The organism is Burkholderia sp. 4M9327F10 (assembly GCF_005503145.1).
In the GTDB taxonomy this organism is placed as follows: Bacteria; Pseudomonadota; Gammaproteobacteria; order Burkholderiales; family Burkholderiaceae; genus Paraburkholderia.
The window spans coordinates 267336-288634 of the sequence record NZ_SCNV01000001.1; the positions used below are offsets into that span (position 1 = coordinate 267336).

Here is a 21299-nt window from a genome sequence, read left to right on the forward strand (position 1 = left end):
ATGCGGTCCGCCGCGTCGTGCCCGACGTACGCTCAACGTTTGGAGGCGGGCCAGGGCACATGGGCAAAATGGGCCGCGAGATAGTCGAGCAGCACGGTCACGCGCGCGGCCCGCAGCATGCCGGGCGGTGTGACGAGATTGACGTTGATGTCGGCGATCTTCCAGTCGTGCATCACTTCCTCAAGCTCGCCGCGCTGCAACGCGTCCCACACCACGAACTCCGGCTGGAGAGCCAGGCCGTGCCCGGCAATCAGTGCCGGCATGATCACTGCGGAATTGTTCGTACGGACGCGGCCACGCACCTGTGCCTCGGATTCCTCGCCCGTCACGTGATGGAAACGCCAGTACCCCGGCGTCGGCAGGTTGGTGTAGATCAGGCCGGCGTGCGCTTCGAGATCGCGCGGATGACCAGGCCGGCCGTGCCGCTCGAGGTACAAAGGTGACGCGACGAGCGGCCGGCGCACTGCGCAGAGCTTGCGCGCGCGCAGCGAAGAATCGGTCAGCTCGGCGATCCGGATTGTAACGTCGAAGCCGCCGGACACGACGTCGACGATGTGATCGGTGAGCACGAGGTCAATGTCGACCTTCGGATAACGATCGAGAAACGCGGGCAGCAACGGCGACAGATGCAGCAGACCGAACGACATGGGCGCATTCACGCGCACCAGTCCATGCGGCTCGAGCGCCTGCGCAGACGCTTCGCTCTCGATCAGTTCGGCATCGGCGAGCAGACAGATCGCGCGGTCGCGCAGCAGCTCGCCCGTCGGCGTGAGCGAAAGCTTGCGCGAGGTCCGGTACAGTAGCATCGCGCCGAGCCGCTGTTCAAGACGGGCAATCGCTTTCGAAACCGTCGGTTGGGATACACCGAGCAGTTCGGCGGCTTTCGCGAACGAGCCTGCCTCGGCGACGCGCGCAAAAGTGGCCCAGGCTTCGAGATCGGGAAGGGTTGACATGGTCGGAGTGAAGTCGTGCAAATGGATGCGGAAAGAACGGTAAGCGCGACGTGCCGCGCGTAAACGGTGACGGGCATTCCAGTCCCGTCCGGAGACGGATCGCATGGAATCTTACCTACTTTCGTTGGGCGCCGGCGTACTGATCGGCGTCGTGTACAGCGCGATCAGGGCGCGCTCGCCTGCCCCGCCCCTGATCGCCCTCGTTGGCCTGCTCGGCATGTTGATCGGCGCGCAGGCCCCCCTCCATCAAGCAATGGTTCGGCCTCTAGCCGCCATGAGGATACGCCCATGAACGACATTGATACTCTACCTGACCACCATGTTGCCGCTCACTGCAACCGCTGACGAATACGCTGCTATTACACTCTGGAGCATGCCTGCTGCTTTCAACCTCTGACGGGCGTCGTTAAAAGACCGCATACGCTGGAAGCAGTTCATCCAGCGAGCCACCGCTCAGTCTGTACAAACAACGGATTTGTGGCGAGCACTATAAGTTGCTCGTAGACCAGTCTCGCCGGTTCGCAGCGCTCTCGGAGTCTTTGAATCTTGAGGTATTCCTTACTTGCACCCACATTGTTGTGTGTACGGGAAACACTGGCCACGCCCACGAGCGCGCGGAGTCTTTGCTGTGCGAAGCAATACCGCCAACGAATATCGCCCAGGAAGTCCCTAGCTTCACGATCGCTATGCTCATGCTATCTGGAACCAACCACCTGCTTACTGCTCCAGACCTTGCCGCTCGCGCGCTAGCGCATCGACTTGGGTTAGTCATCTTGCCCTGTCCGCTACGGCTACCGCCGTTTACCATCTCGCAATATTGGCACAAACGTTTCGCGCTAGATCCGGCCCCCAGATGGCTACGCAACCTGATTCACGACGCGGCGGCAGAGGCCCTGAATCTCGAACCGTTCGAAATGCCGATCGGCGCAGCCCCCGTGCGTCCCTGCGACTTCTTCACTCCCCGGACCTCCGGGCTACTGCCGACGAGCACCTATTTGAGTCGACCGGTGAAAGCCAGAGGGTCGAACATCCGGCGCTCGCGGAGTATCAGAGATCGATTTAGGCTATGTCTCTGCATATCAAAATGAGTGACGTATGCCGAAGTTGACTCCGTAGGTCGCTGCACCCTTAACCCCGTGCGTGATGGCTGAATCAGTTACCGACAGGCCGGTGTTCATGTTGCCGTGATTGCTCACCATACCCGCTTGTGCGTAAAGGGCCGTTCTTATCGAGATTTGATAAATTGCGCCGAAACCCGTAAGCAGCGAGTGATTTTCATCATGGTTGTGGTCGACCGAATACCATGCCCCTGCATTCAGGCTAATGCTCGGAGTAATGATGTAATTCCCACCGCTGCCATAAACATACTCGTTGAATGATCCCGCCACGTTGTAGTTCACAAACGATGCCTTGAGCGTTAATCCATTAACTCTGCACGCAACACTGAGCGTCCGACCGTCAAACGGTATGGTCGTGGGTAATGGAGTACTCACCCCGCCAGCGTTTCCGTGATATGCCGCTGCACTTACCATAACCGTACCATTGTCATATTTTTCGCTGGCAGACCACTGTTGGCCGGACCGGAAGTCTCCCGTGACACCTCCCGGAGCGAACATGACACTTGCTTCGAAGCCAGCTATTTTCGGACTAAGATAGGTAATGGCGTTCGAATTAACCCCACCAGTAAATGAGACATTGTCCGAATAGATGTCAAGGCCGCTCGCGAATGAAGAAATACCGCGCGGATCAGAGTCAAATATTGCGAGAGCGAAAGGAGATATCTGCTCTCCAAATCGCAATTCTCCGTACCGTCCGCTGATACCGACCCACGCTCTACGGCCCCAAAAATTCCCGTTTGATGTCCCGTATCCGCCGTTTGCCATGCTGATTCCGCTCTCAAGGTCGAAATTTGCTGTCAGCCCCCCCCAAAGATCTTCACGCCCCCTAATGCCGAACAAAGAAGGACCAAGCCCACCATTGGTGAGGGAGAAAGCGTTCCCGGCATTACCTCCCGTTGACGTTGCAACCTTGCTTGCATACTGAATCCCCGCATCCACAATGCCATACAGAGTCACGGCGGATTGGGCGTGCGCCGCTCCATACCACATCATCGAAGCAAGTCTAATTGCCCATATGATACGTTTGACAGAGGAATGAGACATCTTGCCTCCAAAATTAGTTATGCAAATTAAATTAAGAGAATTATTACTTAGACGTATCAACAGACATCCACCAACGGCAGGATTTACTTAATTACTCATGGGTTAGTAACTTAGAGCGTGTCAGGCACTTTCGGTGAAACCTGGTAACCTGGCGGAATGCCAGAACGCAAGCCGTACCACACGGACGTTTCGGACGAAGAATGGAGCTTCGTCGCCCCATACCTGGTCTTGATGAACGAAGACGCGCCGCAGCGCCGATACGAGCTGCGTGAGATGTTCAACGCACTGCGCTGGATGGCGCGCGCCGGTGCATCGTGGCGCATGCTGCCAACCAACTTCCCGCCGTGGGAGATGGTCTACCAGCAAACGCAACGCCGGCTCAACGCGGGTTGCTTCGAGGCGATGGTCAACGACTTGCGTTCGGTGCTGCGCGTGACACAGGAGCAACGGGGCCAGCCCGGTGCAGTTATCCTGGATGGCCGCACGTTGCAGTCCACGTGTGAAAGCGGTCCGCGCGCGGGCTACGACGGTCACAAGCGCAAGCGGGGCAGCAAGGTTCATATGGCCGTCGACACGCTGGGCCTGCTGCCTGCGGTCCACATTACGTCCGCCAACGAGCAGGAGCGGGCACAGGTGGACGAACTGGCGCGTCAGGTTCAGCACGTCACTGGTCAGACGGTGAAACCCGCCTTGGCTGACCAGGACGACTCGGCTGCACAGGCCGCACGAGACGAAGGCATGGAGTTGCAGGTCATCAAGCTGCCCGAGGCGAAAAAAGGCTTCGTGCTGCTGCCGCGTCGCTGGGTGGTCGAGCGCAGTTCCGGATGACCCAACCGCTTGCGGCGGCCGGCTCGCGACTATGAGCGCTTGCCTGAAACTCTGGCGAGCCTTCACTTCGTCGTTTTTGCCATGCTCACGCTCGTCCATGCCGTGCCCATTATCCAAAGTGCCTAACACGCTCTAGCAGGTAAAATTGTGAACTGGATACCCTCCACCGCGTCGAAGCCTCTCATTAAAAGAGACAGCAGAGCCTTTTCGCGCCGACTCGGTGCATGGCAAGGCGTAGGCGCAAGGTGGTGAAACACCGATTGTCGAACGCCCTAGCCAGCAGCAAAGCATAAGCGTGGCGTCCGCTGTCAACTCGAAGGGGACCTTTTGGTTTGCAACGTACGAAGGACGCCTTTCCGGCGAGCTGCTTGTGGCGCTTCTCAAGAAACTGATGTTCAAGCGCAAGAACGCGGCGCATCTCATTGTCGACGGATTGCCGGCGCATAAGAAAGCAGTCGTCAAGGATTACGTCGCGGGCGTCCAAGGCAAATTGACCCTGCACCACTTGTCTGGTTACACGCCTGACCTCAATCTGGGTGGCTTGGTCTGAAGCCACGTCAAGCGCACCGGTGTCGCGCGACGCCCTTTGCAAAAGGGACGAAAAGCTGGGGCCAAGGATTAACGAACAGCTTGTAGAAATTGACGAAGCCCCGGGCTCGTGCGTTCGTTCTTCAGGCATCCGTCTGTCTCCTGCATTACTGATTTATGAGTAAGTCTGCGAGACAAGCCGTCTCCTGATGCAAACAGGATTCGTATGCAGCGGTTACGATTCTTCCAGCTCTCGCCCTGCTGTCTCCGGGAGGATCAGCAGGGCTGCAAATAGCAGCACATACGAGGTCGCCGCAAATACCCCGATAGCGCCACCGAGAGACAGCTTCGCGGATGCATAACCGATAAGCATTGGAAAGACGGAGCCGATACCGCGGCCAACATTGAAGCTGAAACCCTGAGCGTTGGCGCGGATGGTAGTTGGGAACAGCTCGGAGAGGAAAGAGCCAATGCTGGCGAAAATTCCCGAAGTGAACAGTCCCAGAGGGAATCCGATCCACACGAGATATCCGTGACCCAGCTCGAACCGTGTGTACGCGAAAATCGTGACCAACGCGCCAAGTGCGAAGAGCGCGAGAGTCTTTTTCCGGCCAATGGCATCCGCTAGAAATGAGCCGAACAGATACCCTGTGAACGAGCCACAGATCACTACCCCGAGATACGCTCCCGTGTTCACAAACGAGAGTCCTTTCACAAGTTTGAGGTAAGCAGGCAGCCAGACCATGACTGCAAAGAATCCACCATTGATCCCCGTGCACATCAGGGTCGCAAGTGCTGTACGTGCCGCGTACCTCCTTGTGAAAATACTAAATATTGCACTGAAAGCCGACACTTGACCGCCCTTCGTACGCCGAAACGTAGCCGGTTCACTCACGTGACGACGCAGTAAGAGGATAATAATTGCAGGCGTCGCACCGATGATAAACATTACGCGCCACGCAACAACTGGCTCAAAATACGAAAAGCAGATAGTGGAGATAATCGCGGCCAATCCCCAGCCAATCGACCATCCACCCTGCACAAAACCCACTGCCCTGCCGCGTGCATTGGATTGGAAGCTTTCAGCAATCAGAACTGCGCTGATCGCTGTCTCACCTCCAAAACCCAGCCCAAGAAATGCACGAGCTGTGAACAGTTCACCGTAGTTGGTCGAGATGCCGCTGGCAAAGCTGAATACGGAAAAGAGGAGAATGGTCCACTGGAGCACCCTCACCCGCCCGAACCGGTCTGCCAGAATGCCGGCACCCCATCCACCTAACGCCGAAGTCAGGAGGGAAACCGAGGCAATCTGCCCGGCTTCGGCGTTCGAAAGCCCCCACAACCCGATGAGAACAGGAATGACAAAGCTGTACATCTGGGTGTCCATCCCGTCGGCCGCGTGGCCGGCGAACGACGACCAGAATGCAGCTTTCTGCCTTGAGTCGGAGGCTGAATACCAGCTACGGCTCTGCGCCGTAACACGGCTATGCTGGACAACTCGTTGCGCGTTCGGATCCATATATCTGCCTGCCTAGAACTTGAGGCCGTTAAAATTTAATTTCTCTTAGAATCTATTTCGGATAACAAAATTTTTGTCCACCTACAATAATCCCATCATCCTTGCATCGTAATAATTATAGGATTACTAACTATGTAGTATCGTATGTACATTGTAGATGTGCCGGCCGTGAAGGGGCTGTCTCAGCCTTCAGTCTAACAATCCTTAAGGCTCTACCTGGCTTACCTGCGTGCGCTCAAGATGACGATCTGAATTTCGGATTGCACTTGTAGAATCTGCGCCACGAGTCCCGAGGCTATTTTTTTACCTGTGCCCCTCTGACGCGCCACTCGAATCGCGCGTCAGAGGGTTATTCCCGACCGGCCCGAAATCAACTACTTCAGATTTTGGAAAGATCCAGTGTCGGCGGCCAAAAGAGTTCCTTCGGCTCAACACGCCGCTGCGAGAGACCCTGTGCAAAGTGATAGTCAGAAAACTTGTCGATTGTGTGTTGATTGGCCCCAAGACCATAGGGCCAGTAATCGTCGCCCATTAGGGCTTTTGCTTCGTTATGGTGATGCACCATCCACGGAAGCGTCGCGGCAAGGTGACAGATTTCGTCCAGTTCCTTGATCGCGAGTGCTTTTGCCTTCATGAAAGCCTTGAAAACTGCTACCGGCAACCAAGGGTTCTGCTCTGCCAGCGACTTCCTGACACCGACCATGTGCATGATTGGGAAAATTCTGGTTTCGCGAAAGTAATCCTTTTCTACCGACAGATAATCTTTGAAAAGCCGACCAACGTTCGGAGCGCCCCGCAGAAAACAGGAAGGCGCGCGCGCTCCGATGTAACCATCGAGCTCGCCGGATTCAAGCATCCCAGACAGGGTCTTGTCGTCCGAGATCTGTTCAAGATGCACACCATCTTTCAGTGCAATTGGAGCACGCTCGCCGCGCCCGGTCTCCTCAACGCCACCTCTGAACCATTGAATCTGCCCCGGCGTCACACCGTACTGCTCTTCGAGGATGCCGCGGATCCACACGTTCGCGGTGATTTGATATTCAGGCAGTCCGATTCTCTTTCCGATGAGATCTTTCGGAGAGTTGATATCTCGATCAGTACGCACATAGATACCCGACTGGCGAAACACACGCGAGATGAACGCCGGAACTCCAACATATGCATTGTCGCCACGCGCCGTCGTCATCATGTGGCTGCTCATGGAGATTTCGGTGACGTCGTACTCCTGGTAACGGAACGCACGATGAAAGGCTTCCTCCGGTTCTAGCGCTGTCGCGACTACCTCGCACCCCTCAATCTGCACCCGCCCATCGATCAGTGCTTGAGTACGGTCATAGTTTCCGCATGCGAGGCTAATTTTCAGCTTGCTCATTGTCGATTCCCTTGCGTTCGAATCTTGCTAACTGAACTGACGTGGTTGCACGTAGTTCACTAAAATTGCTCGACCCTGCGCTGCTGGCGCGATGGAAGACCGCGCTGGCAATGCTGGTCGCGATGCTATCAACGTCTCCACCACCCGGAAGTACAGGCCAGCCCCAAGATGTCGGAGAAGGCTGATGTGATGCCTTGGACTGGTGTTTCGCTTATCCATTTCACATCCATCAGCATACTGACGACATCATTCTGTGTAGAGAATATTCCAGTGTCAATAGGGAGAATGTGGTATCCCGCCGAGTGCGTCCCCCAATAGAAGCACGAACGGTACGGCGTCAACGCTCAAGCAGCACCGCAGCTCAGATGATTGACGACAGAGGTGAAATGCTATCGGATCGGTCCGACGCGAGCAGAGGACGGCATTGCCGGTTCTACATTCCACGACAGCAACTCCTCGATGCGGTTGACCGGGTGATCGGCGATGCGCTCAAGCACGAAGCCGAGATACGCCTCAGTATGGAGGACGTTCAGGCGAGCCGAGCCAATGAGGCTGTACATTGCGGCTGCGCGCTCGCCGCCGGATTCGGAGCCGACGAACAGGAAGTTGCGCCTCCCGAGGGCCACGCCGCGCAGCGCCCGGTCCGCGATCAGGTTGTCGATCTCTGCCCAACCGTCTGTGCAGCAGCAGACGAGTGCCGACCAGCGATTCAAAGCGTAACGGATGGCTTTGGTCGTGTCTGACTTCACCGGCGTGCTGCAGGCGGACGCGTCTGCCGGCTACGCCGAGCTGTATCGCGGTGAGCAAATTCAGGAGGCTGCATGCCTAGCGCACGCGCGTCGCGAAATCCACTATCTGCATACCGTACGACCCGTTGCCGTCACCGAAGAGGCGCTGCGTCGGATCGGGGCACTTTACCGGATCGAGGAGCAGATCCGTAGCCAGCCGCCAAATGAGCGTCGACGTGTACGCCAGGCACGGGTTGTACCGCTGCTCGACGATATGAAGCGCTGGTTCGAAGAAACGCTTACCACGTTGTCAGCGAAGTCCGACACCACCAAAGCGATTCGCTACGCGTTGAATCGTTGGCCGGCATTCGTCTACTACTCCACCGATGGACGGGCGGAGATCGATAACCTCGTTGCCGAGCGTGCCCTGCGCGGGGTAGCTCTCGGTCGCCGTAACTTCATGTTCGCCGGCTCTGACACGGGGGATGAGCGGGCGGCCGCAATGTACCGCCTGATCGGCTCGGCGCGTCTAAACGGCCTCGACCCAGAAGCGTATCTTGCCTATGTCCCCAAGCGGATCCCCGATCATCCGGCAGACCGCATTGACGACCTGCTGCCGTGGAACGTCGCGCCTTGCTTACCCTCTACCGCGAGGGCCATGCCAATTCGATAGCCACTCTTGCGGCCATCGTTAACTCCTGCCGCTATGGCTATCATCTGATGCTTACGAAAATCCCGACGCAGTTGTAATTGAAACGCTTTCATCTGCGAGCACCATGTGCGCATGCTCCGCATCAACCAGCACACCGACATATAATGTTGCTGAGGAGGTCATGTATGCACAAACGCCTCCAACGTCTGAAATTTTGCGCTACGATCTATTGCATTGATGCGAAAAACGCAGACCGATTCGTTTATTACTAGAGAATTGGATATGAGACCTTCACCCTCCGAGGCAACTTTTAAGGATGAAACAATCGAAACCGGGCATCTGTGGCAGCGACCCGGGTTTCTCATCCGTCGCCTGAACCAGATTCATATCGCACTGTTTTTTGAGCAATGCAAAGACTTCACTATCACACCCGTTCAGTATGGTTTGCTAACCACGCTGAGTGAGCGGCCGAACCTCGACCAGACGTCCTTGTGCGCCGAAGTTGGGGTTGACCGAACTACAATGGCTGACGTGCTTCGGCGACTGGAACAGCGCGGTCTCGTCAAGCGGAGCCCGAGTCCGGTCGACGGACGCCTGAAAATCGCAAACATCACCCCAAAAGGCCGAAAAGCGATGGAAGAAATGTACGAGAGCATGCGTAAAGCCCAAGTGCAGCTTCTATCTCCGCTCAGTCCAAAAGAACAAGCAGCGTTCGTTCGCATGATGATGCAACTGGTCGAAGGAAATAATCAGTACGGGCGCACGTCACTTAAGCATTTCGACTGACCGCGCTTTTACCGCTTTCCTACTTTCTATTCATTGATCCGGCATTCGTAGCCCGGAATTACAGATCGCGCACGATTGAGAGTACCTCATTGCGCGACGCCAAGGCCACATACTTCTGCCCCATATCGAACAGGTTTGCAGCACGCGGTTCAATCGCCCGATCTCCTACGCAGTCCGGCAGGACAAACGGGCAAAAAGCCGTATTGCATTACATCAACCACGCTTGCGCGCACAGCCACTGGTGACGGTACCTGCGACGGCGAGCGTCTGCGCGCCACGCTCGGCGAGCCATGCTGCCAGTGAAGTTCCGAAGAACGCCGAAGGTACCGTTTTCAGCACGATGAGTTCAACCATGACTGGTGTCAATTCCGGAACGATCCAGCTCTGTTGGTCACAGCACCCCGGCGACGTTTCGGCGCAACACCTGCGCGCCCACTCCATCAGATGGGATAGGCGAGATCGTTTGCAATCGTCGCCGTATCGTAGACAGTCTGCTTTTCCTTAAGCAGCAGGATGTTGCCACCATTGAGGGAGAAGCGGTCGAAGAGGCGACCGGCCTGATGTAGTGATGTTGCGCCCTCAACCAGGGTTTGCAGCAGCAAGTAGTTGCTTTGCGCGACAATTTCTTCGTCCGTCACGTTAAGGATGCGGACATTCGTCACGAAATGCAGCATCTGCCGGGGTGCAAACATCTGTGTGCGCGAAATAGCGACAGCACGGTCGCGCAGCATATCCCGCCCTTCCGCATAGATCAGTCCAACTGGAAAGCCGTGAAGCGCGTTCTCGTATTCGGTGACACGGTACAGGCAATCTTCAGTAAAAAACTCCGGCCAACTTTCGATGTCGCCGCTATCCAAGGTTGCACAATACTCAGCGTGAAAGTCTTCCACGGCCGCACGAGCAGCAAGTGCCTTGTCGTTCGCAATCAGCTTCTTTTCAAATCCTGGCAGCATTTAGAACCCCATCACTTCACGATAGTGTTTGTACATGGCGCGAATCGCGGCTTCGGAAATCAGGTTGTCTGCAGTTCCGACCTTATCACCGTCAAGCTTGATAACGCTCCGGTTAGTCACCGAGCGGCGCACACCCTCCTGAACAAACTTCATCGCCTCGTTGTCCTCAAGGCCCAAAAAACCGGACGGTCCCATCAGGTTACCCTGGCGCAGACGATGACGGGTCACGTCGTCTGTATCGTCCTCGTAACCAAACATCGTCCAAAGCATGATCATGCTGTTAGGGCCGTTTGGAACGATATGGCGAACGCCCAAGGTATTCATTTCGCGCTGGACAATCAGGTTAGGCCAGATCGTCTGCATCGTTACGGACCACTCCGAATCGAATTCCTTGACGTATTCGAGGAAACGCTCATCCTTCAGGGTCATACCTTCGTGGAACGACCGCATTTCCTTCTTCTTGTCCGCGTCCACGGTGGCGTATAGCGAATCGCTTTTCGCGGATGCCATCGTCCCGTGAATACCGTACTTGTTGTCAGCAACCATTGCCGACCGGTTACCAGCAACCAGCAGGCCAAACACGACGAGGAATGAGTGCAGCAGCGTTGCGTGGTACGGATCCTTCAGATTCTCGTGATACATCTTCCAGTTGCACGGCAGCTCATTCTTGTAGAACCCGAGGATACGAAGCTTCTTCCCATTGAAGACCGCATCGAAATCCTTGAGAATTTCCGGTGTCAGGTATTCTTCAATGGGTTCCATATCGTGCGTGAACGACGCAAACACGATGCCGTTACGCGTCGTAACCGCAAGCTTCTTGAGACCATGATCGTCGTTGCGAAAATCGCGTGGCATCCCGCCGAGCTTGTTCACCCCACGCTTGAAAGGAATACCCTGGAGGTTTCCTTTGAGGTCGTAGGACCACTGGTGATACGGGCAGACAAATTCTTTGTTGTTTCCACGCGTATGACGGCAGAATTCTGCACCACGGTGTGCACAGCGGTTTTCGAACACATGGATCGAACCATCTTCTGCGCGCGAGACGACAACAGGCGTTGGGCCAACATATGAGCGCTTGTAGTCGCCGCTGTTAGGCACTTCAGCCTCCAGCGCAACGAAATTCCACGTGCGCCCGTGGAAGATCCGCTGAACCTCACGCGCGTACACGTCGTCACTCGTATAAACCCAATCGGGAATGGCCTGGAGACCCTCTTCCGGCCATACGAGTTGATCAATCGGCTTGTTTTTAACGCTGGGCGTACCGAGCCCGATTACTGTCTCTGACGAATACAAAGCACTCTCCTAAATACATTATGAACGGGCGTTGCGCTCGATTTGTCGCAACTTGACACTCGGATCTGCGAGCGCTGCGGCGTCTATCTGCACAGTCTGTTCGACAAGACGGCGAATTGCTCGCAGGTCTCCACCGCTATTTACGGCAAGCGCGTATACAATGACGCTGTCGCGCAATCCCATCAGCAGGGTCTTGTCTTCCGACGCCTGACGCTCGATCCAATGATCGACAGAGCCGTCGAGCATTCCCAACATCTGCAGGTTCCAGTCGTACTGATCCGTCCAGAACCACGGGGTCGGGCGGTACTCGATGGACTCCCCGAGCATATTGCGGGCGGCAACGATTGCCTGATCCTGCGCGTTCTGCCATGACTCGAGGCGCACACGTCGCTCGTCAGCACCAAACGGGAAATTCGCGCAATCGCCGGCGGCATAGATCCCGGCGACAGAACTCTCGCAATGTGTGTCGACGCAAATCCCGTTACCCGTCTCTAGGCCAGACTCCTTCGCGAGTTCTTCGTTCGGCTCCTGCCCCACCGCGACCACGACAAAATCAAAATGCTGCGACGCATGGTTCGCAAAAGTCAGTGCGACTCCGGCGTTATGCTCCACAGAGGAGACAAGCTCGGCATCGAACATGAACTTGACATCGTTTTGCTCGTGCTTCACACGCAACCGTTCGGAGAATTCGCTTGGTAACGCTCGCCCGAGTAGTCGCTTACCGGATTCAATTACTGTGACGTCGATTCCCCTCACCCGCGCGCTGGCCGCAAACTCCAGCCCAAGAAATCCCCCACCAATAACAGCGACGGAGCGCGCGTCAGTCATGCGATCCCGAATATTCAAGGCGTCGGGCAGCGTACGAAGCGTAAATACATGCCGGCTATCCGGAACACTTGCCAAGTGGCGTGCACGGCCTCCCGTAGTTAACAGGCACTTGTCGAATCTAACCCTCAAACCACTTTGAAGTGTCGCAACCCGGCGGATTACGTCGAGCTTCTCGACGCTGTCAGCAAGCCAATCAATCTTGTTAACGCCGTAAAACTCACTCGAATGCAGCCATGCGCTAAAGCACTCGTTGTCGTGGGCAGCTGTCAGAACAGCTTTCGACAAGGGAGGACGCTCGTACGGCCGGTTCTTCTCATCACCGATCAGAAATACCCTACCGTCGAAGCCGTGCGCCCGCAGTGTCTCCGCTGCACGGCCCCCAGCTTGTCCTGCGCCGATGATTAGAATCGTTTCCATTAGACTTCCCGGCTGTTTCAAAAATTCAGACCTTCAGAGCTCAACCATCACCGCGCCGTTTTCGACCTGAACCTTGTAGGTCTTCACTGCAGTCGTCACGGGCGCACAAAGCGCTGCACCGGTCCTTACGTCGAACCTCCCCTGATGAAGCGGACATTCGATGCATCCATCTTCCAGATAGCCGTCACTGAGCAACGCGAACTGGTGGGTGCAGACGTTGTGAGTCGCGTACACCTCGCCGTCGACCAGATATAGCGCGATCTGCTCGGTGTCGATGGTTGCCGCGTAGGGCTCGTCCGGGCTCAGATCTTCGAGATTTGCCGCGAATTGGAATGCCATCGTCTTGCCTTCTATTTTGTCAGTATGCTGATGAATTAATGGTAACAGCAAATTTTAGCGAGTCAATATGATGAAAATTATCGTTTACCCTTGAGACGCCTCAAGAGCGGCGAGAGATTGGGCACTTTGCCCGAAAGCGGCGGTGACCTTTTAAGTCGACATCGCGCGGGAGACAGCCTATGACGATCAGGCACACGTGGATCGCCTTTCTGGCAATCAGCATTACGCCCGCGTTTGCGCAAACCGCCTCAGCGGTGATCGATGGTCTCACGCAAAAGCTCGCCGTTGCACATTTCGGCATAAAGAGTCCGACCGGTAGTTCCGACCAGATTGGACCGATGCCGCCGATGGTATGGCCGTCGTGGTCCGTCCGGGTGGCCTTGGCATGAAGGCAGACGCAGCGGCGCGTCAGAACGGACGATCAACGATCGTGGAACAGTATTGCCTGTACGTCGAATGGAATGTGCAGAAAGGTGACGATCGAACGCTATAGGCACTTTGGATAATAGGCACGGCATGGACGAGCGTGAGCATGGCAAAAACGACGAAGTGAAGGCTCGCCAGAGTTTCAGGCAAGCGCTCATAGTCGCGAGCCGGCCGCCGCAAGCGGTTGGGTCATCCGGAACTGCGCTCGACCACCCAGCGACGCGGCAGCAGCACGAAGCTTTTTTCGCCTCGGGCGGCTTGATGATCTGCAACTCCATGCCTTCATCTCCTGCGGCCTGTGCAGCCGTGTCGCCCGTATGGCCCTGGTCAGCAAAAGCGGGTTTCACCGTCTGCCCCGTGACGTGCTGAACCTGACGCGCCAGTTCGCCCACCTGTGCCCGCTCCTGCTCGTTGGCGGGCGTAATGTGTGGACCGCAGGCAGCGGGCCCAGCGTGTCGACGGCCATATGAACCTTGCTGCCCCGCTTGCGTTTGTGACCGTCATAGCCCGCGCGCGGACCGCTTTCACACGTGGACTGCAACGTGCGGCCATCCAGGATGACCGCACCGGGCTGGCCCTGCCGCTCCTGTGTCACGCGCAGCACCGAACACCAGGTTTCACCGAAAGTGCCTAACACGCTCTAGCAGGCTGTTGAAATAGCTCCCGCCGTCGTCATCGGAGCGGGAGCGGTAAACGTTGAAACAAGGGAACGGACAACACTGAGACCGAAACGATGCGCGGAGCGGACGGCTACACCGAGGCGATGTTCACAATGGCCAAGCTGGATGACTTCATGCCTGCCAGCCCCCCCTTGCGGCCGATTCCTACCTGGCTGAACGATGCGCTCAAGCGCATGGACCTGGTGTTCGCACGCATGTACGAGGGTGATGCGAAGGGCGGCCGCCCGAGTATCGCCCCGGAGAAACTAATTCGCGCGCTGCTGTTGCAGATGCTGTATTCGATTCGGAGCGAACGCATGCTGATGGAGCATATCTCCTACAACATGCTGTTTCGCTGGTTTGTCGGCCTTGCGATGGACGATGCGGTGTGGGATCACTCGACCTTCAGCAAGAACCGTGACCGACTGCTTGAGCACGACGTCATCGTGGGACTGTTCAACGAGACGGTTGAGGCGGCACATGCGCGCGGTTGTCTGTCGGGCGAGTATTTCAGCGTGGACGGTACGTTGATTCAGGCGTGGGCCGGGCACAAGAGCTTCGTGTGCAAAAACAGGGCCGATGATGATGCGCCGCCCGATGGCGGTGCGCGTGAGCGCGAGAACTGGCACGGTGAGAAGCGTAGCAACGAGACGCACGAATCGAGCACGGACAGCGAGGCAAAGCTGTTTCGCAAGAGCCGGCGCACCGGTGCGCTGCTTTGCTAGATCGGGCACCTGCTTACGGATAACCGGCATGGCCTCGTGGCGAACGCGCAGGTAACGCAGGCCAGCGGTACCGCCGAACGCGACGCCGCGGTCGAGATGCTCGCGGACGCAGCGCAACTTGCAAGCGCGCCCATTACGGTTGGGGCCGACAAGAACTACGACACGGCGGGCTTCGTGGCAAGTTGCCGCGCCAATCGTGTGACGCCGCATGTGGCGCAAAACGACGGCCGCGCGGGTGGCTCGGCCATTGACGCTCGTACGGCACGCTGGGCCGGCTACGCCATCAGTCAGCACAAGCGCAAATGCATCGAGCAGGTCTTCGGCTGGGGCAAGACGGTCGGCCGTATACGTCAGGCAACGTATCGCGGCCGCGAGCGGGTCGAACAGTTGTTCCTGCTGACACAAGCGGCCTACAACCTCACGCGCATGCGTACGCTCGCCGGCAGACCGGCATAGAAACGCAAATCGGCGAAGAGACGGCATTGGTTCCACCTGAATTGAGGACGCTCGGTATCAAATCGACACGAGCCAGACCGACGCGGCGGTTCTTCGGAAAGGCATGCCGCGCGCCGGCGAGGTGTATTTCAACAGCCTGCTAGAAGCTAGCGGCTGCAGCAGGAGCAAAAATTCCTTAACCTTCGGAAATTGAAGTCTGGTACCCTGCGCCCTTTGCTACCGCTTGCATTCGACTCGATGGAATCCCCCTTCAACGACCGTGGCGTCTCGGTTACGCGCAACGCGCTCTCCGCCGCCGGACAGGTCTTTCCGCTGCGCGAAATTCTCAACGTGCGCGTCGTCACCGTGCAAAAAAACAAGATCCTGCCCATTGCGCTGGCGGTGATCGGCCTGGCCGGCGCGATAGTGGGCGGCGTGTTCCGCTCGCCTGCGGGCATCGTGTGCGGCATCATGCTCGCAGTCGTGGGCTGGCTCACATGGTCCACCCAGGACGTGACGCATCGCCTGCTCGTCGAAACCAGCAGCGGCGAGCGTGAAGCGCTGTCGAGTATCGATCTCGAGTTTGTCGAGCGCGTGGCGCAGACGGTGCGCGAGACCATGGCCGCCGCGCCCGCTTCAGGCCCGGCAGCAGCGCCGCAAGCCTGACAGGATGGACTTGCGCCCTGCAACGGACAGCGCTGGTGCACGACGTCGTTAACACAAAATTAACCCGGAAGCCGCCAGCTTTTGCACTCGCTTGAGACTCGCGCGGCTACAGTGGACCTGTCTCCACAACACGCCGCCGACCTCCGTGGCGGCGCACCTACGATGTTTCAGTCCACCGTCACGCCTGCCACGCTGAGCCACCGAGGTTTGCGCGCACGCGCTTCCTCGACACCTGCTACACCTGTGCGCGTACCGCTCGTCACACTCGACGTCACGGTGCCCGGCACCTCCTCAGCCACCGGCAGACGGGCGTTGCACGCCGCACTCGGCAAAAACCTGCGGCTCTACGTCGTCACCATCGACAAGCGCAACGAGCGCATCACCTTCCGCGTCGAAGTCGTCTCACGCACCCTCGATGAAGTGATCGGCGCCCTCGCCGGCGCGCTGGACCGGGCCATCCTCGGCCGCGCGGTGGAAAGCATGGTCCGCAGTCCTGCGTGATCGTTCGCACGGCGTCTGATACGAATCAAGCCTTTACACATTTTCTCAATTCGGTCTGGCGAGGCAGGTAGAGTCTGCGGTTCTTTTATCCCGCGTTCCCTTCCGCAGGCCTCGCAAGCGCTCCAGTTTCACTGCCCACAAGGCAAACGGACCTCGCGACCGCCGCCCTTGCGGCCCGCTTCACCGCTCACGATGCACCGCCTCCGCCAGGGACACGCTCTTTTACAAAGTGCGCGCCATGTCCCTCTTGTCCCGAAATTCGCTGCATTCCCTGCGCGGCCGTTTGACCGCCCTCACCACAGCGGCGCTGCTGGGCGCTGCCGCCTTGAGCGGCTGCGCGGTCAGCTTTCCTGTGCCCACGCCGCCCACACCCGCCGCCACACTGATCAACGGCGGTAACGACGGTGTGCTGATCCCGTTGAAGGTCGAACGCGCCGACGAAGGTCACGCGCGGCTCGGCCTGCCGGTCCAGCTCGACGGCAAGGCGGTCTATCTGGCGTTCGATACCGGCACCCAGGGCGTGCGCGTGTTGTCGAAAGTGTTGCCCGGCACGAACTATCCGGCCGCAGGCGCCACGACTTCCCTGACGTTTGCGAATGGCGCCCAGGTCTCGGGTCCGTCAGTCAAGCTGCCGTTCAGCGTGATCGGCACGAAGCCGGTGGATGCCACCGTGCAAAGCGTCGACGACGTGCGCTGCCAGCGCACCCAGAGGCGGTGCCTCGCCATGGATGGCTACACCGGTGAATTCGGCTGGGCGTTCTCGGGCATCTTCGGCGCCGGCGTCGCGCAGCCGGACGACGACTGCTGCACGCAGCCGCTGCGGGCGTTGCCGGGCAACATCGGCCAGCGCTACCTGGTGCGCTCGAATTTCGCCAAGCCGTTTGTGATCCTGAGTCCGTCGAGCGCTCTCACGCAGAATTTCACCATGGTGCCAATGACGGCCGCACAGGGAGGCGGCAGCCAGTGGCCGGTGGGCTGCGTTCAGGTCAGCAACAAGATGCGCTTCTGCGCGCCTGTGGTGTTCGCCACCGGCAGCACCGGCATGATCCGCGTCGAAACCGACAAGGCGCCAAACTGGACCGACGACGGTGACGAAAACGCCGTGCTCGCCCAGGGCAACTACGACGTCGCACTCGGCGTCGGCTCGTGGGGGCATCGCTACGAAGGCGCTCAGGTCACCATCGCCAAGGCGAAACCGGGCGCTAACCGGATTGTGGTGGGCCTGATGGCGATGCAGAACCTCGACGTGCTGCTCGACTTCCAGCACAGCCAGCTCGGGCTGCGCGCGGCGCAAGCGTCGGAGACGTTTGCGCCGTAAGCATCGGAGTAGCGCCATGCACGCTGCGCCGCGTCTCTGCGCGCGGCACAGCGTCTTCCTTCAGGACATATCCACTGGCTTCACATGCCAGATCTCGCGGGCATATTCGCCAATCGTGCGATCCGACGAGAACTGCCCCATGCCGGCGACGTTCTCGATCGCGCTCTCGGCCCACGCCCGCTGATTGCGGAAACGCTCATCCACTTCATTCTGCGCCTTCGCAAAGGCCGCGAAATCCGCCAGTACCATGTAGTGATCACCCCAGTCCACGAGGGTATGGAAGATGTCCGAGAAGCGCAGCGGATCGTCGGGCGAAAAGAAGCCCGTGCGAATCTGATCGAGCGCCATGCGCAGTTCGGGGTTTTCTTCGTATAGCTGGCGCGGACGGTAGCCGGCCGCGCGCAGGTCGTCCACCTCGTCAGCGGTATGACCGAAGATGAAGATGTTCTCGCGCCCCACCGCATCGCAGATCTCGATGTTCGCGCCGTCCATCGTGCCGATCGTCAGCGCGCCGTTGAGCGCCAGCTTCATGTTGCCGGTGCCCGAGGCCTCGGTGCCTGCCATCGAAATCTGTTCGGACAGATCCGCAGCAGGAATGATCAGCTCCGCCACGCTCACGCCGTAGTTCGGCACGAACACCACCTTCAGGCGATCGCCGATCAACGGATCGTGATTGACCTTCTCGCTCACATCGCCGATCAGCTTGATGATGGTCTTCGCCATCCGGTACGCGGAAGCCGCCTTGCCCGCGAACATCACCACCCGCGGAACCCAGTCGAGTTCCGGATTGGCGCGAATCTGGTTGTAGCGCACGATCACATGCAGCACGTTCAAAAGCTGCCGCTTGTATTCGTGAATGCGCTTCACCTGCAGATCGAACAGCGCACCTGGGTCGAACGAGACCTTCGTGTGGTGGGCGAGATGCTGCGCGAGGCGCAGCTTGTTCTGCCGCTTCGCCTCGCGAAACGCGTCGACGAACGCGCTGTCGTTGCGCAGATCGCGCAGTCTCTCGAGTTCGAACAGATCGCGGCGCCAGTGCGTGCCGATCTGCGCGTCGATCAGCGACGACAGCGACGGGCTCGCCTGCGCCAGCCAGCGGCGCGGCGTAATGCCGTTGGTGACATTGGTAAAGCGTTCGGGGTAGAGACGCGCGAAGTCCGCAAAGATGTCGCGCGTCATCAGTTGCGAATGCAGCTTCGAGACGCCATTGACCTTCTGGCTCGCCACAATCGCCAGATACGCCATGCGCACGCGCCGCTGGCCGTATTCGTCCACCAGCGAAATGCGCCGGATCATCTCGGCGTCGTGCCCCGACTGCTCGCTGACGTGCTTGAGAAACTGCGCGTTGATCTCGAAGATGATCTCGAGGTGGCGCGGCAGCAGACGCGCCAGCATTTCGACATCCCACGTTTCGAGCGCTTCCGGCATCAGCGTGTGATTGGTGTACGAGAACATCTGCTGGATCTGGTGCCATGCCTTGTCCCACGGCACATGATGCACGTCGACCAGCAGGCGCATCAGCTCGGGAATGGCCAGTACCGGGTGGGTATCGTTCAGGTGCACCGCGACCTTCTCCGCAAAGCGGCCGAAGGTGCTGTGCGTGCGCTGATAGCGGCGGATCAGGTCCTGCATTGTCGCCGAGACGAAGAAATACTCCTGGCGCAGGCGCAATTCGCGACCGGCCGGTGTGGAGTCGTCCGGATACAGCAGGCGGGAGACGTTCTCCGACATCGTTTTTGCATCGACGGCGCTACGGTAATCGCCGCGGTTGAACGCGGACAGGTCGAGCTCATCGGTCGCCCGTGCGGACCACAGGCGCAGCGTGTTGGTCGCGCTCGTCGCGTAGCCGGGGATGACCGTGTCATAGGCCGTCGCGTTGACGTGCTCGGTGTCGATCCACTCCACGTGGTCGCCGCGCTGCACCGTGCGGCCGCCGAAATGCACCAGATAGCGAATCTCGGAGCGCGGAAATTCCCATGGGTTGCCGGCGCGCAGCCAGTAGTCCGGCGCCTCCACCTGCTCGCCATTCACGATCTGCTGGCGGAACATGCCGTACTCGTAGCGAATGCCGTAGCCGAAACCCGGAATGCCGAGTGTCGCCATTGAATCGAGAAAGCATGCCGCGAGGCGGCCGAGACCGCCGTTGCCGAGCGCGGCATCCGGCTCCATATCGGTCAACGCTTCCATATCCACGCCAAGGCTCGCTAACGCTTCGCGCATCGGCTCGTAGATGCCAAGCGCGAGCAGCGCGTTGGTAAACGTGCGGCCGATCAGGAATTCCATCGACAGGTAGTACACGCGCTTCACGTCCTGCTCGTACTGCAGGCGCGTGGTCGTCATCCAGCGCGCGACCAACCGGTCGCGTACCGCGAGCGCGGCAGCGTGCAGCCAGTCATGGGGACGGGCAGTGACGGCATCCTTACCGACGCCGTACATCATGCGGTTGGAAATAGAGCGCCGTAGCGCATCGACAGTACTGTTGAGCTGGTCGAACTCCAGATCCACGGCTGTCATCGAAGCCTCCGGTAAGAGCGACACAGCACACGCAAACCGCACAGTTGACGGACGGGAGGCGCGTGCCGGTCAGGCGGGTAAATATGCAGAGTAGGACATTTCCGATCTCCCGTCACCGGGACACCGGACCACCCACGCTGCGCGCAGAGTGGCTCGTATGGCCGCTCGCGGTCGCGCAAGCTGCCTCATGCCTCAATCAGGCACAGATACGGTGCAAGCACGCCTCAGGCGACCGGCTTGCCTGCACTAGTATGGAGGAAGAAGAAGGCATCTCCACGACCGTGCCAGCCGCATGCATAGGGCGCGCCAGCCTTCTTCATCGTGCCCCGACGGAGGTCGAGATGAACGCACAATCCATGCTTGGGATGTTCCACGCCCAGGAACTGCTGCTGGTCTCGCTGATTCGCGCGCTACCGCCGGAAGCGCGGCGCAGGATTGCCGACGAATTCCAGGAGCAGGTCGAGCTGGCCGAGGCGCCGCATCTGAGCGCCGCGCAGGAGCGCGAAACGACTGAGGCGTTCAAGGCGCACATTCGGAAGCTGTCCATTTTGCTCGCGTCTTTTAGCTGATCGGGCTGAATCCGGTTGACGGATCGGGCGTGGCAGACGAAGCTCGCGGCCCTCGTCGTGAGGGCTGGTTGACCCGCTGCGCATGATTTGCGCCCACTGCGGCGGGTGCATGGGGGTGGCGGGCGGGC

General features: G+C 58.6%; 15 protein-coding genes and 8 pseudogenes. 11 read left to right on the plus strand and 12 right to left on the minus strand.

Features of this window, described 5'->3' with window-relative positions; genetic code table 11:
* Positions 1 to 32: 32 nt before the first annotated feature.
* Positions 33 to 953 carry a LysR family transcriptional regulator gene (locus tag FFS45_RS01150; RefSeq protein ID WP_137952845.1) on the minus strand — a complete coding sequence of 307 codons (921 nt, stop codon included), beginning with the start codon at positions 951 to 953 and terminating at the stop codon, positions 33 to 35.
* A 103-nt stretch (positions 954 to 1056) separates the two neighbouring features.
* Between FFS45_RS01150 and FFS45_RS01155 the strand changes: the two are divergent.
* Positions 1057 to 1222, plus strand: a pseudogene (locus tag FFS45_RS01155) (DUF1427 family protein).
* A gap of 810 nt (positions 1223 to 2032) precedes the next feature.
* On the opposite strand, the gene FFS45_RS01165 reads toward FFS45_RS01155, so the two are convergent.
* Positions 2033 to 3115 carry a porin gene (locus tag FFS45_RS01165; RefSeq protein ID WP_249362516.1) on the minus strand — a complete coding sequence of 361 codons (1083 nt, stop codon included), beginning with the start codon at positions 3113 to 3115 and terminating at the stop codon, positions 2033 to 2035.
* A 156-nt stretch (positions 3116 to 3271) separates the two neighbouring features.
* On the opposite strand from FFS45_RS01165, the pseudogene FFS45_RS01170 reads away from it, so the two are divergent.
* Together FFS45_RS01170 and FFS45_RS01175 are read left to right on the plus strand one after the other, a co-directional pair.
* Positions 3272 to 4069, plus strand: a pseudogene (locus FFS45_RS01170) (IS5 family transposase).
* 79 nt (positions 4070 to 4148) lie between these two features.
* Positions 4149 to 4652 (plus strand): annotated as a pseudogene (locus FFS45_RS01175) (transposase); the annotation flags it as partial.
* Between the two features lie 54 nt (positions 4653 to 4706).
* On the opposite strand, the gene FFS45_RS01180 reads toward FFS45_RS01175, so the two are convergent.
* The 3 genes and pseudogenes from FFS45_RS01180 to FFS45_RS01190 all read right to left on the minus strand — a co-directional run.
* The gene (locus tag FFS45_RS01180) at positions 4707 to 5990 is read right to left on the minus strand and encodes an MFS transporter (protein ID WP_137952847.1); all 1284 of its coding nucleotides are present in this window, start codon (positions 5988 to 5990) and stop codon (positions 4707 to 4709) included.
* Between the two features lie 379 nt (positions 5991 to 6369).
* The gene (locus tag FFS45_RS01185) at positions 6370 to 7362 is read right to left on the minus strand and encodes an ABC transporter substrate-binding protein (RefSeq protein WP_137952848.1); all 993 of its coding nucleotides are present in this window, start codon (positions 7360 to 7362) and stop codon (positions 6370 to 6372) included.
* 389 nt (positions 7363 to 7751) lie between these two features.
* A pseudogene (locus tag FFS45_RS01190) lies at positions 7752 to 8108 on the minus strand (transposase); the annotation flags it as partial.
* Here FFS45_RS01190 and FFS45_RS01195 point away from each other — a divergent pair.
* Together FFS45_RS01195 and FFS45_RS01200 are read left to right on the plus strand one after the other, a co-directional pair.
* Positions 8101 to 8763 (plus strand): annotated as a pseudogene (locus FFS45_RS01195) (IS66 family transposase); the annotation flags it as partial. The pseudogenes FFS45_RS01190 and FFS45_RS01195 overlap by 8 nt on opposite strands.
* A gap of 261 nt (positions 8764 to 9024) precedes the next feature.
* Positions 9025 to 9528, plus strand: a complete 504-nt coding sequence (locus FFS45_RS01200) for a MarR family transcriptional regulator (RefSeq protein ID WP_249362518.1) — start codon at positions 9025 to 9027, stop codon at positions 9526 to 9528.
* Between the two features lie 58 nt (positions 9529 to 9586).
* Here the strand turns inward: FFS45_RS01200 and FFS45_RS01205 are convergent.
* The 5 genes and pseudogenes from FFS45_RS01205 to FFS45_RS01225 all read right to left on the minus strand — a co-directional run.
* Positions 9587 to 9912, minus strand: a pseudogene (locus FFS45_RS01205) (isochorismatase family protein); the annotation flags it as partial.
* Positions 9913 to 9968: 56 nt separating this feature from the next.
* Complete coding sequence (locus FFS45_RS01210; RefSeq protein WP_137952849.1) at positions 9969 to 10481, minus strand: aromatic-ring-hydroxylating dioxygenase subunit beta; 513 nt, start codon at positions 10479 to 10481, stop codon at positions 9969 to 9971.
* On the minus strand, positions 10482 to 11774 hold the full coding sequence (locus FFS45_RS01215) for an aromatic ring-hydroxylating dioxygenase subunit alpha (protein WP_137952850.1): 1293 nt from the start codon (positions 11772 to 11774) through the stop codon (positions 10482 to 10484). It lies immediately after the preceding gene.
* Between the two features lie 18 nt (positions 11775 to 11792).
* Positions 11793 to 13019, minus strand: a complete 1227-nt coding sequence (locus FFS45_RS01220) for an FAD-dependent oxidoreductase (RefSeq protein ID WP_137952851.1) — start codon at positions 13017 to 13019, stop codon at positions 11793 to 11795.
* Between the two features lie 33 nt (positions 13020 to 13052).
* Entirely contained in the window at positions 13053 to 13358 is a 306-nt protein-coding gene (locus FFS45_RS01225; RefSeq protein WP_137952852.1) for a non-heme iron oxygenase ferredoxin subunit, read from the minus strand.
* Positions 13359 to 13537: 179 nt separating this feature from the next.
* Between FFS45_RS01225 and FFS45_RS01230 the strand changes: the two genes are divergently transcribed.
* The gene (locus FFS45_RS01230) at positions 13538 to 13747 is read left to right on the plus strand and encodes a hypothetical protein (protein ID WP_137952853.1); all 210 of its coding nucleotides are present in this window, start codon (positions 13538 to 13540) and stop codon (positions 13745 to 13747) included.
* A 133-nt stretch (positions 13748 to 13880) separates the two neighbouring features.
* Here the strand turns inward: FFS45_RS01230 and FFS45_RS42190 are convergent.
* Positions 13881 to 14479 (minus strand): annotated as a pseudogene (locus tag FFS45_RS42190) (transposase); the annotation flags it as partial.
* A gap of 38 nt (positions 14480 to 14517) precedes the next feature.
* Here FFS45_RS42190 and FFS45_RS01240 point away from each other — a divergent pair.
* The 4 genes and pseudogenes from FFS45_RS01240 to FFS45_RS01255 all read left to right on the plus strand — a co-directional run bounded on the left by FFS45_RS01240 (position 14518) and on the right by FFS45_RS01255 (position 18088).
* A pseudogene (locus tag FFS45_RS01240) lies at positions 14518 to 15624 on the plus strand (IS5 family transposase).
* A gap of 237 nt (positions 15625 to 15861) precedes the next feature.
* Complete coding sequence (locus FFS45_RS01245; RefSeq protein ID WP_137952854.1) at positions 15862 to 16269, plus strand: DUF6232 family protein; 408 nt, start codon at positions 15862 to 15864, stop codon at positions 16267 to 16269.
* Positions 16270 to 16431: 162 nt separating this feature from the next.
* On the plus strand, positions 16432 to 16770 hold the full coding sequence (locus FFS45_RS01250; protein WP_249362520.1) for a hypothetical protein: 339 nt from the start codon (positions 16432 to 16434) through the stop codon (positions 16768 to 16770).
* Positions 16771 to 17008: 238 nt separating this feature from the next.
* A complete protein-coding gene (locus FFS45_RS01255; RefSeq protein ID WP_249362522.1) occupies positions 17009 to 18088 on the plus strand; it encodes a hypothetical protein in 1080 nt (359 codons plus the stop codon).
* A 60-nt stretch (positions 18089 to 18148) separates the two neighbouring features.
* Here the strand turns inward: FFS45_RS01255 and FFS45_RS01260 are convergent, their stop codons facing one another.
* The gene (locus FFS45_RS01260; protein ID WP_137952855.1) at positions 18149 to 20602 is read right to left on the minus strand and encodes a glycogen/starch/alpha-glucan phosphorylase; all 2454 of its coding nucleotides are present in this window, start codon (positions 20600 to 20602) and stop codon (positions 18149 to 18151) included.
* 341 nt (positions 20603 to 20943) lie between these two features.
* Between FFS45_RS01260 and FFS45_RS01265 the strand changes: the two genes are divergently transcribed.
* Positions 20944 to 21171 (plus strand): hypothetical protein, encoded by a 228-nt coding sequence (locus FFS45_RS01265; protein WP_137952856.1) that lies wholly within the window; start codon positions 20944 to 20946, stop codon positions 21169 to 21171.
* The last annotated feature ends 128 nt before the right edge of the window (positions 21172 to 21299 follow it).